Genomic DNA, 13,650 nt, shown 5'->3' with positions numbered 1-13,650 from the left:
GCCAGTTAAGGGAGGTTGCTGCTATCAGCGCCAGGATTCCGAATGCAGTCACGTTAATGCGTGCGCATGCCACGCTCAATTGTACGGAGGTAAACGGCGCGTATCCAAAGGGTTGGATGCTCTATACGAAGGTAAGTGGCGCGCTGGTTCGGATCTCGACAGCCCGGCGCGATCGCGGATACGACCGGCCGCAAATGCGCGCCGCACGTCGATGTCTGGATTGTTGCGCGCACCCGAGGACCGGATCATCGACGTGGGATGGCCTCAAGCCTCGCCGCCATGGAGTTGGGCGCGAAAGGCGCGCGGCGACAGGCCCGTGGCCGCGGCATAGACGCGGCTGAAATAGGCGGGATCCTCGAAGCCGAGCGCGTAGGCGATCGTCGAGACCGGCAAATTGGTGTAGACGAGGTTGCGACGCGCCTCGCGGGTCAGCCGGTTGAGGATCAGGTGGGAGGCGGTGTCGCCGGTCGCCGCCCGCGTCAGCCGGTTGAGATGGGTCGGCGTGATCGACAGCGCGCCGGCATAGTCCGCAACGCTCCAGCGTTCCAGATGATGCTGTTCCAACAGCGCCTCGAAGCGGCGGAACAACCCGCTTTCCGCCGTGCCGTTGCCGCCGCTCTCGCTGGTGAGCGCGCGGGCCACCAGCCCGATCATGGCCGCCGACAGTGCACGCAGCACGTGCGCGCGGCCGAAATCGCGCGCGGCGTGCTCGGCGAAGATCTGCTTCATGGTGGTGCGGATCTGCGGCGTGCCGCGCACCACGGCCGATCGGGACAGGGCGCCGCGCAGTCCTTCCGAGGCAAGCAGTGCCTCGTCCAGAATTTCCGCAGCGATGGTCAGCACCCAGCCCTGGGTATCGGGCTCGAAGCGGAAGCCGTGGACATGGCCGACCGGCACATTGACGACCTGCATTGGCCGGAGCGGCACCACGCGCCCGTCGAGCGTCGCCTCGCCACCACCGCGCTCGATCAGCAGCACCTGGTGCAGCCGGGCATGGCGGTGCACGGCCAGCGTCCAGTCGTGCAGCACCGAGCGTGACGCGATCGTCTCGCAATGCACGACGTCGGGCAGATCGCCGGACTCGCCGAAGAGGTTGTAGACCCGGATTGCCGGGGCTGAGGCTGCGCTTTTCATGTTCGAATAGTACAAGACAAAGACGAAACCCTCCATCGGTTTGCGGCGGCGGATCTGCAAAAAACGCAGCGACGGGAGGACGTAAAAATGAAAGTTCAGGTCTGCATCATCGGCGGTGGGCCGTCCGGGCTGCTGTTGTCCCAGCTTCTGCACCTGAAGGGCATCGATACGGTCGTGCTGGAGAAATACAGCCGCGACCACGTTCTCGCCCGCATCCGTGCCGGCGTGCTCGAGCACGGCTTCGCCAGGTTGATGCGCGAGGCGCAGTGCGGCGAGCGGATGGACCGCGAGGGCGAGATCCACAACGGTTTCGAGATCGCGCATGACGGCGTGCTCTCCCACATCGACCTGCACAAGCATTCCGGCGGCAATTCGGTGCTGGTCTACGGCCAGACCGAGCTGACGCGCGACCTCTACGAGGCGCGCGATCGCCTCGGCGGCAAGGTCGTGCACAACGCCGAGGACGTGACGCCACACGATCTGACGTCGGACCGGCCCTACGTGACCTATCGATCGAACGACGAGATCGTCCGCATCGATTGCGACTACGTCGTTGGCGCCGACGGCTTTCACGGCGTCAGCCGCAGGTCCATCCCGAAGGACGTGCTGCGCGAATACGAGAAGGTCTATCCGTTCGGCTGGCTCGGCGTGCTGTCGCGCACGAAACCGGTGTCGCCCGAGCTGATCTATGTGAAGCATGAACGCGGCTTTGCGCTCTGCTCGCTGCGCTCACAAGTGCTGAGCCGCTACTACGTCCAGGTGCCGTTGACCGACAAGGTGGAGGACTGGAGCGACGATGCGTTCTGGACGGAGCTGAAGCGTCGCCTGCCGGACGAGGTCGCCGGCCACCTGATCACCGGGCCCTCGATCGAGAAGAGCATCGCGCCCCTGCGCAGCTTCGTCGCCGAGCCGATGAGCTACGGCCGCCTGTTCCTCGCCGGCGATGCCGCCCACATCGTGCCACCGACCGGCGCGCGCGGGCTCAACAGCGCCGCCTCCGACATCTACTATCTCTACCACGCCATGCTTGCGCATTATCAGCACGGCGACGATTCCGGCCTTGCGGGCTATTCCGCCAAGGCGCTTGCGCGGATATGGAAAGCGCAGCGTTTTTCGTGGTGGATGACGATGCTGCTGCATCGTTTTCCCGACCGTTCCGAATACGAGGACCGGCTTCAGCAGACGGAGCTCGAGTACCTGCTCTCGTCCGAGACGGCGCAGCGGCTGCTCGCGGAGAATTATGTGGGATTGCCGTTTTAGCGACGGTTTGTGACCGCTCAGCTGACGTTGCCGCTCCAAAGGGGAGCTCTCCTCGCGGCACGAGGCGAGTTCGCCTGTCAGGCCGGTTCCCTTTCAATAAGTGGTGACGGACGCCGAAATGCTCTGTTGCCTCGTGCGATCGTTCCTACCTCCTCAACCGAACAGGAGGGCGTAGCGATGACGAACACAGCGCTTGTGGTCGGCGCCAGCGGTATTGTCGGCAGCAATCTCGCCCGCCATCTCAGCGATCGCGGCTGGCAGGTGCTTGGGCTCGCAAGGCGCCCACCAAGCGGCCTCGATGGTGTTCGTCCCATCGCGGCCGATCTGCAGGATCCGGCCTCGCTTCGCGACATCCTGGCGAGCCTTCGTCCCACTCACGTGTTTCTCGCCACATGGCTACGTCAGCCAACCGAGGCGGAAAATATCCGCGTTAACGCTGCGATGGTGCGCAACGTGCTGGGGGCACTTTCCGGCGCAGATACGCTTTCTCATGTCGCGCTGGTCACCGGGCTAAAGCATTACCTGGGACCGTTCGAGTCCTACGGTAAAGGCAGGCTGCCCGCGACGCCATTCCGCGAGGAGCAACCGCGGCTCGATGTCGAGAACTTCTACTACGCTCAGGAGGACGAACTATTCGATGCGGCCAGGCGCGGTGGTTTCAGCTGGAGCATTCACCGCCCGCACACGATCATCGGTTATGCGATAGGCAACGCCATGAACATGGGAACGACGCTTGCCGTCTACGCGACGATCTGTCGAGAAACGGGGCGGCCATTTCTCTTTCCAGGCTCGGCGATGCAATGGACCGGCTTGACGGATATGACGGATGCCAGATTGCTGGCGCGGCACCTGGAATGGGCCGCGACGACGACGGTCGCGCGAGACCAGGCATTCAACGTCGTAAATGGCGATGTCTTCCGATGGAGCTGGATGTGGGCGCGACTGGCCGGCTGGTTCGGGTTGCAGCCTGCCCCCTTTCCAGAGGAAATTTCGCCGCTTGAGCGTCAGCTTGCCGATTCAGGTCGTATATGGGCTGATATCGCGCTCAAGTATGATCTCGTCGAAAGAGACCTCTCCGTCCTTTCGTCGGCATGGCACACCGATGCCGACTTGGGCCGACCTATCGAAGTCGTCACCGATATGAGCAAGAGCCGTAAGCTCGGTTTCCTTGAATATCAGGCGACGGACGACAGTTTTTTCGATCTCTTCAGCAGGTTGCGTGCCGCGAACGTCATTCCTTGAGCCTTCTGACGAAGAGTAAACAACCGCTACTTTCCTTCCAGCGTATTGACTGGCGTCCACTCTGGCGATGGTGGATTTGCGGCGAGGGCTTTTGCGCGCTTGGCGAACAGCGCCGACGCCGGGTCGATCTTCGCGACGCCGTCGAACGCCTCGGCCGCCTTCGCAAACTCCCTTGCCCGCCAGCACGCCAGCCCCTCCGCATACGCTGTGGCCACCTTCGTCTGCTCGGCGCTCTCCGCGCCCTTGTCCGCGAGCGGCTCGAACACCTGGATCGCCTCGCCGCGGCCGAGCACCCTGATCGCATCGAGCTCACGCCAGGCGAAAGTGTCGCCGGTCTGCGCCATCGTCGTTTCCGAGGCCATGATGGCGGTGCCGTAATATTTGTTGGCGCCCTCGAGGCGCGAGGCGACGTTCACGGTGTCGCTCATCACGGTGTAGTTGAAACGGCGGCGCGAGCCGATATTGCCGACCACGGCTTCGCCGCTGTTGAGCCCGATGCGGTGCGACAGGCCGTGGCCTGCGAAGGCGGGATTGCTGGCGTTCAATTCCGCGAGCTTCTCGTGGCACTTCAGCGCGGCGTGAACCGCGTTGCGCACGTGGGCCGGATCGTCGGCCGGCGCGCCGAACATCGCGACGATGGAATCGCCGATATATTTGTCGACATAGCCGCCATGGCTCTCGATGATGTCGGTCATGGCCGAGAGATATTCGTTCATCAGGGTCACCAGCTCGCCCGGCGTCATCGTCTCTGCGATCGAGGAGAAGCCGCTGAGGTCGGAGAAGAACATGGTGACGTTGCGCATCTCGCCGCCGAGCGCCGGCATCTTGCCGGAGGCAACCATGGTGTTGATCACTTCGGGCGCGAGATAAAAGGCGAAGCTCTTGCGCAGAAAACGCTCGTCGCGATCGGCCAGCATGAAGCGGTAGCCGATCATCATCGCGAGCGCCGCCAGGCTCGCGAGCGCGGGCTCTGTCAAGGGCAGCGCCAGGGCATGCACGAACGCGCCGACCGCCACGGCGGCGTAAACGGCGGTGAGGGCGAGCCAGGCGATCACCGCGCCGCCGGGTGCGAGCATGCAGGCCGCGCAGGCGATGATCGCCGCGAACGCAATCGTGAGGACGGTCCGCGCCGGAAAGCCGAGCTCCGTCACGGCGTCGCGCTCGATCAGGTTTCGCACGACGGTAGCATGCACGAACACGCCGGCGATGTCGCTGCGGGCCTTCTGCGCGGTGCCGGCCGGGGCGGGCAGGGCGCAACGCGGTGCGGGCGAGCCGTCATATCCGCCGGAAAGCCGCATCGAGGTGAGCTTGCGGTCCTCGAAGTTCAGGACGGTGCCGAGCAGCACAACCTTGCCGTCGAAGGCGCGGCGGAAGAAATCGCGGTCGCCTTTCTCGACGCAGGCACGCAGGTCGGCGAAAGAATAGGCCGGGACGTCGCGGCCCATGCCACGGTAGTTGAGCGTCAACGTGTTGGGGACCGCGCTCGGGATCGTGTAGCCGGGCAGCTGCATCGCGCCGGATGGTCCGTTCCCGGGCGTCGTGCCGAGCGCACGCGCGGCGAGTTCGACCGCCATCGCAGGGACAGGCTTGCCGTCGATGGCAAAGCTCAGCGGCATCCGCCGGATCACATCATCGGTGTCGGTATGCACGTTGAGGGCGCGGACATTGTTTTTCACCGCAAGTCGTTGTGCGGGGTAGGGTACGTCCGGATGGTCATTGCTGAGGATCTCGCCAAGCACCAGCTTGCCGCCGTCGGAGAGTTGCCGGAGTGCGATGAGGTAGTCCCGGTCAAAGCCCTTCAAGCGGCTGCCGAACGACGCATCGCCGAACGGAATCTCCGATTGCTCGATCGAGCTTGGAAAGATCACGTCGAAGCCGATGACCTTGGCGCCGCCTTCGGTGATGCTTCCGAGCACCCGGCCGATCTCGCGCGTCCAGGTCTGGGTCGGCGATCCCTTGAAAGGGGGAGTGTCGTAGGTCTCCCCGTCGATCGCAACCACGACGACCGGCGATGTTGCGGGATCACGGTGGTCGCCGACCAGCTTGCCGCGCATCGCGGTGAGGATATCGAGCGAGAGACCTTGCAGTGTCTGAAGCGGCGGGGACGTGAAGATCGCGCCCGCAACGAGCGCAATCAGGATGGCCGCAACGATGTCCCGTCCCCCGATCCGCCGCATCGCCCCGTCGCAGACCGCCTATTCGAGCCGCAGCAGCCGACCGACGATCGGCGTCGGCGATGACGTGGCGCTGGCATCGACCTGGAAGGCGTAGCGCTTGGCGCCAAGGATGGCGAGATAGCTGCCGCCCGGGGTCAGTGTCTTTCCGGCCTTGGCAAAGTCGTAGAACTTGCCGCCGACCATGATCTCGCTCTTGAGCGGCACGCTGATCGTGGGCTCCTTGCCGTCGGTACGTTCGATCACCAGCGTGCTGCCGCTCTTGGCCTGTATCAGCGGGGCGACGCCATAGAGCGTCGGCAGCTTGGCCGGCGGCGCTCCCTTGACGTCCGATCGCATGGTGCGGAAGGTCGTTGCGGCGCTCTGGTTGGCCTCGCGCTCGGACAGTTTTGCTGCATTGGTATCGCAGGGCACCTTCTCGCGCTTGACCTCGCCGAGCTGCACGGTGCTCTGCTCGGCGCCGACCAGGACGACGCCTTCGCTGATGGTCTCGCGCTGGCAGGATTTGAGGTAGCTGAGCGTGATGCTGGCCTTGGGCCCGAGCTTGATGATCTTGCCGGGCGCGACATAGTCCATGAACGCGATGCCATCGACCTTGCCCTGGACGTCCTCGACGATCGCGGCAGGGGTCTCCGCCAAAGCGGGGGCCGCAAGACAGAACGCGCCGACACCAGCGCTGATCAGGCTTCTCATGGGAATTCTCATCCAATTCGACCGATAAATCGCCGGTCCCCGTCCTGGTCCGATGCTTAGCAGCGGCGCGTCCAGACAAATGTGACCGGAATCACTCTTGGTTGTTGGTGCACTCTAGCAGGAACAGGTTCAAACCTGCGACCGGAGAAGCGAAGCCGCGGCAAGCTATTTGCCGGATGGATCATGTCAGGCGGCCGGGACGGGCTCAGGCAACCGGTCCTCGACCGCAGGGCTCTCTGCCGCACACTCTATAATGGGCGCGAGAGGGGCTTCGGTCTTCTGATACGGCGTCGCCTGCTGACCGGCGGCGATTTCCACGACCTCGTCCCAGCGCGACAGGAAGGCCTCGACGCAGGCCGGGTCGAACTGCCGGCCCTGGTTCTCGACCAGATAGTCGCGCGCCACGTCGAGCGGCATCGGCTCTTTATATGGCCGGCGCGTCGTCAGGGCGTCGAAGACGTCGGCGACCGCGACGACGCGTGCGGCGACCGGGATCTCGTCTGCCTGAAGGCCGTTCGGATAGCCCGCGCCATCCCAGCGTTCGTGATGGCCTGCGGCAATTTGCGCACCGAGCTGGATCAGCTCGCAGCTGGAGTCCGCCAGGATCTTTTCGCCGATCGTCGCATGGGTGCGGATCACCGCCATCTCATCGTCGGTGAGCCTGCCGGGCTTGAGGAGGATATGGTCGGGGATGGCGACCTTGCCGACGTCGTGCAGGGGCGCGGCCAGATAGATGTCGCGGCAGAGCCGGGGCGGCAGGCCGAGCTGCTCGGCGATGATGCGGCTGTAGCGGGCGACCCGCAGCGTGTGCTCGCCGGTGTCGTTGTCGCGGTATTCGACCGCAAGCGCGAGCCGCAGGATGATCTCCTCCTCGCGCTCGCCGAGCTTCTGGGTCGCGGCCGCGACCGCGCTCGCCAGATCGGCGGCACGGTCGTTCTGCTTGCGCACGGCTGCACCAAGGCGCACCAAGTTGCGCAGGCGCACCGTCATCTCGAGGCTCTGTGGCTGTTTCGGTAAGAAATCGGTTGCACCAACCTGCAGCGCTTCCATCTTGACGTCATCGGTCTGTCGCGACGTGATCATTGCGATCGGGATGTCGGCGCAGCCGGGCAGGGTGCGGAAGGCGCGGATAAAGCTGATGCCGTCCATATGCGGCATCTCGTAGTCGACCAGCACGAGGTCGAAGACGCGCTCGCGTGCGCAAGCCAGCGCCTCGACGGGATCGAGGAACGTCGTGGCCTCGACCAGGCCTTCGGCTTCGATATGACGTTTCAGGAAATTGAGGACAGAGCGGCTGTCATCAACGAGAAGCGCTTGGGTCAGCATCGGCGGCCGGTCTCGTTCGGATGCGAGGCGTGACCTCCACGAATAGCCTTTGCGATTTAACGCGGAGCAAACGCCCGGGCTGCGGCGAACTGACTCAAGACTGCGCACAGCGCATGCGAATTGAGCGAACCATGCACGCCTGCATGCATGCGCGAAGTTCTTCGGTTTGTGACCCGTAGTTGTACGGTGATGCCCATTAGGGGTTTGCACACTCTCCCAAGCGAATAGTCGTCGCGCGAGATTCGCGTCATGCGTGCAGCGAATCCCGAGGAAATCTGGGGGACGAATGCCGTCTGACGTCACTGAGCCGAAGTGGTCCCTACGGCTGCCTGCAGATTGCAGCATCGCTGCGATCCGCAGTGTCTATGACCTGATCCGCGAAGCTTTCGGCCGGCAGGACCGGCTCGAGATCGATTGTTCGAGCGTCGACAAGGCCGACGTAACCTCGATCCAGCTTCTGCTGTCGACCGCCAAGACGGGCGAGGCCCAAGGCCGCCCGGTGGTGCTCACATCGTTCTCCCAGTCTCTGCGCAACACCCTTCGCCGCGCCGGCTTCGCCAGCGATGCGATGATCGATCAGCACTTCCCGCAAAAGAAAGATGGCACCTGATGGCCACGATTCTCACGGTCGACGATTCCCCCAGCATCCGTCAGATGATCAAGGTCGTGCTCGAGCCGGCCGGTCACAACGTGATCGAGGCCGGCGACGGCGCACAAGGGCTCGCCAAGGCGCAGGCCGGCAAGCTCGACCTCGTCATCACCGACCTCAATATGCCCGTCATGAACGGGCTGGAGCTGATCCGGGCGCTGCGCAAGCTGCCGAGCGCGGTCGGCATGCCCATCGTGTTCCTGACCACCGAATCCAACGACACGGTGAAGCAGGAAGCCAAGAGCGCCGGCGCCACCGGCTGGATTACCAAGCCGTTCAAGCCGGAGCAGCTGCTCGCCGTGGTCGGCAAGCTGGTGCGTGCATGAACGCGATGGACCCGACAGAGGTCTTTCGCCAGGAAGCCAGCGAGTTGTTCGAGGTCCTGGAAGGGGCCCTGCTCGATCTCGGCCAGCGTCCCGACGACCGCGAGTTGGTCGATTCCGCCTTCCGCGCCCTGCATACGATCAAGGGCTCGGGCGCCATGTTCGGCTTCGACAAGGTCGCCTCCTTTACCCACGAATTCGAGACCGCGTTCGACCGCGTCCGCAAGGGCGAGATCAAGCCGACGCAGGAGCTGATCTCGGTCGCGCTTGCGGCCAAGGACTATATCCGCGCGCTGATCGAGGATCCGCAGTCGACCGACGACATCATCGGCGAGGCCATCCTCGACGACCTCAAGCGCTTCGTGTTTCCCGACCAGTCCGCCGCGCCCGTCGCCGAAATCGCCGAAGCGCCGCCGCTGGCCCCCGGTGAAAGCAAGCAGGCCGGCTGGCACCTGTATCTGGAATTTGAATCCCACATCCTGCGCAACGGCTCGAACCCGCTCGATCTGCTGGAAGACCTTTGCAAGCTCGGCCCGTGCTTCGTCGTGCCCGTGACCGACGGCATCCCGTTCCTCGACGAGATGGAGCCGGAAGATTGCTATCTGAAGTGGGACGTCAAGCTGCACGCCGCCTGCGACAAGGACGCGATCGACGACGTCTTCATGTTCGTCCAGGACGAGATGAAGCTGACGCTCTCGCCGCTTGAGCAGGTTGAAGCGCCCGCGCCGCTGCCGTTGTTCCAGCTCCTCGACGAAGAGCCGGCTCCCGTGGCCGAGATGGCCGCGCCGGCGGTCGAGGTCGCTGACGCGCCCGTCGCCGCGCAGCCCCTCCTCAAGGCAGAGCCGAAGCCGGAAGCCAAGCCTGAATCGAAGTCTGAACCGAAACCCGAGGCCAAGCGTGACGATCGCGGCATCGCCACCGTCCGCGTCCAGGCCGAGCGTCTCGACGAGTTGATGGACCGGGTCGGCGAGCTCGTCATCGCCCAGGCGCGGCTGACGCAGCTCGCCTCGTCCGGCTCGGATCTCTCGATCAAGATGATCGCCGAGGAAATCGAGCGCCTCGCCTCCTCCCTGCGCGACACCACGATGGGCGCGCGCATGGTACCGATCGGCTCGCTGTTCGGCCGCTTCCGCCGCCTGGTGCACGATTTGTCGCGCGACCTGTCGAAGCCGGTCGAATTCGTCACCACGGGCGAGGACACCGAGCTCGACAAGACCATGATCGAGTGCCTGGCCGATCCGCTGGTTCACCTGATCCGCAACGCCATCGACCATGGCATCGAAGACACCGCGACCCGCTCCGCCAACGGCAAGACGGAGCAGGGCCGGATCGAGCTCGCGGCCGTTCATTCCGGTGCGCAGGTGCTCGTCACCGTGAAGGACAATGGCGGCGGCCTCAACACCGCGCGCATCCGCGCGAAAGCGGAAGAGCAGGGGCTGATCGCCTCCGGCGCCGTGCTGACCGATCACGAGATCCACCAATTCCTGTTCCACCCGGGCTTCTCGACCGCGCAGACCATCTCGGCGCTGTCGGGCCGCGGCGTCGGCATGGACGTCGTCAAGCGCACCATCGAGAACATGCGCGGCACGATCGATCTGTCGACCCGGCCGGGCCAGGGCACCACGGTGACGCTGCGCCTGCCGCTGACGCTTGCGATCATCGAGGGTCTTTTGATCCGTGTCGGCGAGGGCCGCTACATCATTCCGTTGTCGGCCGTGGAGGAATGCATCGAGCTGACCGCCGAGGACGAGCGCTCCCGCGGCCGCAACTTCCTCAACGTGCGAGGCAATCTCGTGCCCTTCCTCAGGCTGCGCGAAATCATGACTGCGTCGGGTACGCCCGACCGGCACCAGAAGACGATCATCATCTCGACCGGTGAGACGCACGTCGGTCTTGTCGCGGACCAGATCATCGGCAACCACCAGACCGTGATCAAGTCGCTCTCCAAGCTGCACTCCGACGTCACGATCTTCTCCGGCGCGACGATTTTGGGTGACGGCACGGCGACGCTGATCCTCGATGTCGCGCAGCTCGTCACGCTGGCGCAGTCGAAGGTCGAGAAACAGCATATCAGCGAGGCGGCCTGATGAACGATGGTTTGACGGGCGAGCATCACGCCGACGCGATGCAGGTCGTAATGATTGGCCTCGGCGAGGAGAAGTTCGCGCTCGACGCAGGCCTCGTGCGCGAGATCATCGATCCCGTGCCGGTGACCAAGGTGGCGGGCGCGCGGGCCTTCGTTCCGAGCGTCATCAACGTGCGCGGCAACGTCATTCCGCTTGCGGACCTGCGCATCCGCTTCGGCATGCCGCAGCTCGACAATTCGGCCGACACGCGCATCGTCGTCATCGAGCTCACGCTCGACGGCGAGCCGGTCCTGGTCGGCGTCACCGCCGACAAGGTCTACGAGGTCACCGAGATATCGCAGACCGACGTGCAGCAGACGCCGCGCGTCGGCATGCACTGGAAGCCGGAGTTCATCCGTTTCATCGCCAAGTGGCGAGAAGAGTTTGTCATCGTTCCCAACATGGAACGCATCCTGAATTGAAATGAGGTCTCGGGGCGAGACTGGGGTAGGGGCTGGAAATGAGATTCACGGTCAAGGCAAAGCTTGCCATCGCGTTCGGTGTGGTCCTATTGCTGTCGATGGCGGCGGGCGGCCTCGCTTATGTGAAACTGAGCGAGATGATCGACACCGCCGACAGTCTGGTGTCGCGTGCCAACCGGATGGACCGTGCGGCGGAGATCGAGAAGGGTATCCTGCTTCAGGTTCGCGCCGAGAAGAACCTCATTCTCGCGCCTGAAGGCGAGGCGGATCGTTTTATCGCCGAAATCGCCAAGCAGCGCGAGACGCTCTCGAAGTTGAAGGAAGAGATCCAGGCCGCGGCTTCCCCCGAAGGCAAGAAACTCATGGAGAATTTCGGCGTCGCGTACGCGCGGATGAACGCCGTTCAGGACGACGCCCTCAAGACCGCCCGGACCGACAAGGCGAAAGCCGCCGAGCGCTCCATGACCGAGGTCCGCAAGGCGGTCGCCGAGGCCATGGAAGCCGCCAACGTCTACGTCACCAACGTCAAGAAGAACATGGCCGCTCAGGCGGCCCAGGCTCACGAGGACGGCAACCGGGCCCAGCTCCTGCTGATCTCGGCCGTGCTGGCTTCGCTTGTCATCGGCCTGATCGCCGCGATCTGGATTTCCTTGAGCATCTCCCGCGGTCTCGGCCGCGCCGTCGGGCTCGCCGGCGCGGTTGCCGATGGCGATCTCAGCCAGTCGATCAAGGTCACAAGCAACGACGAGATCGGCGATCTTGTTACCTCGCTGAACTCCATGGTCGAGAAGCTCAAGCAGATCGTCGCCGAAGCACTCACCGCGGCGCAGAACGTCTCGGCCGGAAGCCAGGAGCTTTCGGCCAGTGCCGAGCAGCTGTCGCAGGGCGCGACCGAACAGGCCTCGTCGGCCGAGGAAGCCTCGTCCTCGATGGAAGAGATGGCCTCGAACGTGAAGCAGAATGCCGACAACGCCAACCAGACCGAGAAGATCGCCGCGCAGTCGGCCAAGGACGCGGAAGCCAGCGGCGTCGCCGTCGGGCGCGCCGTCAATGCGATGCAGACCATCGCCGAGAAGATCACGATCGTGCAGGAGATCGCGCGCCAGACCGACCTGCTTGCCCTCAACGCCGCGGTCGAGGCCGCGCGCGCCGGTGAGCATGGCAAGGGCTTTGCCGTGGTCGCGTCCGAAGTGCGCAAGCTCGCCGAACGCAGCCAGGCGGCCGCGGCCGACATCGGTACGCTGTCGACGGAAACCGTGAAGGTCGCTCGGGAAGCCGGCGACATGCTGTCCAAGCTCGTGCCCGACATCAAGAAGACTGCCGAGCTGGTCCAGGAGATCACGGCGGCCTGCCGCGAGCAGGACGTCGGCTCAGCCCAGATCAATCAGGCGATCCAGCAGCTCGACAAGGTCGGCCAGCAGAACGCCAGCGCCTCCGAGCAGGTGTCCTCGACATCCGAGGAGCTCGCCTCGCAGGCCGAGCAGCTTCAGTCGACCATCTCGTTCTTCCGCATCGAGCATGCCGGCCGCGGCGAGGCTGCCGCGCCCGCGCCGATCGACCGTGCGGTCACCCAGCTCCGCGCCAAGGCCGCGCACATGGCGGCAGCGGACCGCGGCGTCAAGAAGCCCGCGCCCGCCCGCAAGCCGGCGCGCGCGCTGAAGGTCGCCAATGGCGGCGGCTTCGCCTTCGACATGCATGACGGCGAAGACGACCGCGACGCCGAGTTTCAGCGCTGACCGCAACTTGAAAACAATCTGACTCTGGACCGTACCATGGCCGCAACCTCGCAATATCTGACGCTCGGGCTCGCCGGCGAGACGTTCGGCATCAGCATCCGCAATGTCCGGGAAATTCTCGACATGCGGCCGATCTCACGGCTGCCGCATGCGCCGAATTTCCTGCTCGGCATGATCGACGTGCGCGGCAGCGGCTATCCCATCGTCGACCTCCGCACCAAGCTCGGCCTGCCGGCCGTGGAAGCGACTGAAGCGACCCGCATCATCATCCTCGACGTGCCGATGAAGGATCGCCTGGTCGGCGTCGGCTTCGTCGCCGATTGCGTGTTCGAGGTCACCGATATCGACGAGCAGGCGATCGAGCCCATCCCCGAGGTCGGCGGAAAATGGCAGTCCGACTATGCCGCCGGGATCGGCCGCAAGGGCGAGAAATTCGTCGTCATCTTCGATCTCGCCAAGCTGATGGCGAACGACGAGATCCCGGAAGGGCGCGATACCTCTCGCGCCGCCTGAATTTGCAAGCGTGAAGCGTGGTCAAGCGTAAGCACCCCAATTCGAACCAACG

At 64.4% G+C, this 13,650-nt stretch carries 12 protein-coding genes; 8 read left to right on the top strand and 4 right to left on the bottom strand.

What is annotated here, in order from left to right; all coding sequences use genetic code 11:
• Positions 1 to 264 precede the first annotated feature (264 nt).
• Positions 265 to 1,170 (bottom strand): helix-turn-helix domain-containing protein, encoded by a 906-nt coding sequence (locus tag ACVJ5M_RS38940; protein ID WP_354099742.1) that lies wholly within the window; start codon positions 1,168 to 1,170, stop codon positions 265 to 267.
• Positions 1,171 to 1,221: 51 nt separating this feature from the next.
• Here ACVJ5M_RS38940 and pobA point away from each other — a divergent pair, with 51 nt between their 5' ends.
• Together pobA and ACVJ5M_RS38930 are read left to right on the top strand one after the other, a co-directional pair.
• Positions 1,222 to 2,394, top strand: coding sequence for a 4-hydroxybenzoate 3-monooxygenase (pobA, locus tag ACVJ5M_RS38935; protein WP_231144289.1), 1,173 nt, complete (start codon positions 1,222 to 1,224; stop codon positions 2,392 to 2,394).
• Positions 2,395 to 2,571: 177 nt separating this feature from the next.
• Positions 2,572 to 3,636: an SDR family oxidoreductase gene (locus ACVJ5M_RS38930; RefSeq protein WP_063985249.1), complete on the top strand. Its 1,065-nt coding sequence runs from the start codon at positions 2,572 to 2,574 to the stop codon at positions 3,634 to 3,636.
• Between the two features lie 26 nt (positions 3,637 to 3,662).
• On the opposite strand, the gene ACVJ5M_RS38925 is transcribed toward ACVJ5M_RS38930, so the two are convergent.
• The 3 genes from ACVJ5M_RS38925 to ACVJ5M_RS38915 form a co-directional block, all read right to left on the bottom strand.
• Positions 3,663 to 5,813 (bottom strand): adenylate/guanylate cyclase domain-containing protein, encoded by a 2,151-nt coding sequence (locus tag ACVJ5M_RS38925; RefSeq protein ID WP_354099741.1) that lies wholly within the window; start codon positions 5,811 to 5,813, stop codon positions 3,663 to 3,665.
• Between the two features lie 18 nt (positions 5,814 to 5,831).
• A complete protein-coding gene (locus ACVJ5M_RS38920; protein ID WP_283018482.1) occupies positions 5,832 to 6,503 on the bottom strand; it encodes a hypothetical protein in 672 nt (223 codons plus the stop codon).
• A 186-nt stretch (positions 6,504 to 6,689) separates the two neighbouring features.
• Positions 6,690 to 7,829: a response regulator gene (locus ACVJ5M_RS38915; protein WP_063985246.1), complete on the bottom strand. Its 1,140-nt coding sequence runs from the start codon at positions 7,827 to 7,829 to the stop codon at positions 6,690 to 6,692.
• Positions 7,830 to 8,115: 286 nt separating this feature from the next.
• Between ACVJ5M_RS38915 and ACVJ5M_RS38910 the strand changes: the two genes are divergently transcribed.
• Genes ACVJ5M_RS38910 through ACVJ5M_RS38885 form a run of 6 tightly spaced genes read left to right on the top strand, consistent with a single transcriptional unit; the run spans position 8,116 to position 13,598 of the window.
• Positions 8,116 to 8,439: an STAS domain-containing protein gene (locus ACVJ5M_RS38910; RefSeq protein ID WP_063985245.1), complete on the top strand. Its 324-nt coding sequence runs from the start codon at positions 8,116 to 8,118 to the stop codon at positions 8,437 to 8,439.
• Positions 8,439 to 8,804 (top strand): response regulator, encoded by a 366-nt coding sequence (locus tag ACVJ5M_RS38905; RefSeq protein ID WP_008142319.1) that lies wholly within the window; start codon positions 8,439 to 8,441, stop codon positions 8,802 to 8,804. The genes ACVJ5M_RS38910 and ACVJ5M_RS38905 overlap by 1 nt, the downstream gene beginning before the upstream one ends.
• Positions 8,801 to 10,888, top strand: a complete 2,088-nt coding sequence (locus ACVJ5M_RS38900; protein ID WP_063985244.1) for a chemotaxis protein CheA — start codon at positions 8,801 to 8,803, stop codon at positions 10,886 to 10,888. Before ACVJ5M_RS38905 ends, ACVJ5M_RS38900 begins: the two co-directional genes overlap by 4 nt.
• On the top strand, positions 10,888 to 11,349 hold the full coding sequence (locus ACVJ5M_RS38895) for a chemotaxis protein CheW (protein WP_166350025.1): 462 nt from the start codon (positions 10,888 to 10,890) through the stop codon (positions 11,347 to 11,349). Before ACVJ5M_RS38900 ends, ACVJ5M_RS38895 begins: the two co-directional genes overlap by 1 nt.
• Before the next feature lie 38 nt (positions 11,350 to 11,387).
• Positions 11,388 to 13,085: a methyl-accepting chemotaxis protein gene (locus ACVJ5M_RS38890; protein WP_063985242.1), complete on the top strand. Its 1,698-nt coding sequence runs from the start codon at positions 11,388 to 11,390 to the stop codon at positions 13,083 to 13,085.
• 36 nt (positions 13,086 to 13,121) lie between these two features.
• The gene (locus ACVJ5M_RS38885) at positions 13,122 to 13,598 is read left to right on the top strand and encodes a chemotaxis protein CheW (RefSeq protein ID WP_063985241.1); all 477 of its coding nucleotides are present in this window, start codon (positions 13,122 to 13,124) and stop codon (positions 13,596 to 13,598) included.
• Positions 13,599 to 13,650 lie beyond the last annotated feature (52 nt).

It is taken from the genome of Bradyrhizobium sp. S3.7.6, assembly GCF_054061875.1.
Note: the sequence above shows the minus strand (reverse complement) of the source record. Positions and strands in the feature narration are given on the sequence as shown.

What these genes read in the sequence shown, in the direction of transcription:
- ACVJ5M_RS38940 (WP_354099742.1), bottom strand. Translation starts at nt 1,170, where the DNA reads ATGGAGGGTTTCGTCTTTGTCTTGTACTATTCGAACATGAAAAGCGCA.
- pobA (WP_231144289.1), top strand. Translation starts at nt 1,222, where the DNA reads ATGAAAGTTCAGGTCTGCATCATCGGCGGTGGGCCGTCCGGGCTGCTG.
- ACVJ5M_RS38930 (WP_063985249.1), top strand. Translation starts at nt 2,572, where the DNA reads ATGACGAACACAGCGCTTGTGGTCGGCGCCAGCGGTATTGTCGGCAGC.
- ACVJ5M_RS38925 (WP_354099741.1), bottom strand. Translation starts at nt 5,813, where the DNA reads ATGCGGCGGATCGGGGGACGGGACATCGTTGCGGCCATCCTGATTGCG.
- ACVJ5M_RS38920 (WP_283018482.1), bottom strand. Translation starts at nt 6,503, where the DNA reads ATGAGAAGCCTGATCAGCGCTGGTGTCGGCGCGTTCTGTCTTGCGGCC.
- ACVJ5M_RS38915 (WP_063985246.1), bottom strand. Translation starts at nt 7,829, where the DNA reads ATGCTGACCCAAGCGCTTCTCGTTGATGACAGCCGCTCTGTCCTCAAT.
- ACVJ5M_RS38910 (WP_063985245.1), top strand. Translation starts at nt 8,116, where the DNA reads ATGCCGTCTGACGTCACTGAGCCGAAGTGGTCCCTACGGCTGCCTGCA.
- ACVJ5M_RS38905 (WP_008142319.1), top strand. Translation starts at nt 8,439, where the DNA reads ATGGCCACGATTCTCACGGTCGACGATTCCCCCAGCATCCGTCAGATG.
- ACVJ5M_RS38900 (WP_063985244.1), top strand. Translation starts at nt 8,801, where the DNA reads ATGAACGCGATGGACCCGACAGAGGTCTTTCGCCAGGAAGCCAGCGAG.
- ACVJ5M_RS38895 (WP_166350025.1), top strand. Translation starts at nt 10,888, where the DNA reads ATGAACGATGGTTTGACGGGCGAGCATCACGCCGACGCGATGCAGGTC.
- ACVJ5M_RS38890 (WP_063985242.1), top strand. Translation starts at nt 11,388, where the DNA reads ATGAGATTCACGGTCAAGGCAAAGCTTGCCATCGCGTTCGGTGTGGTC.
- ACVJ5M_RS38885 (WP_063985241.1), top strand. Translation starts at nt 13,122, where the DNA reads ATGGCCGCAACCTCGCAATATCTGACGCTCGGGCTCGCCGGCGAGACG.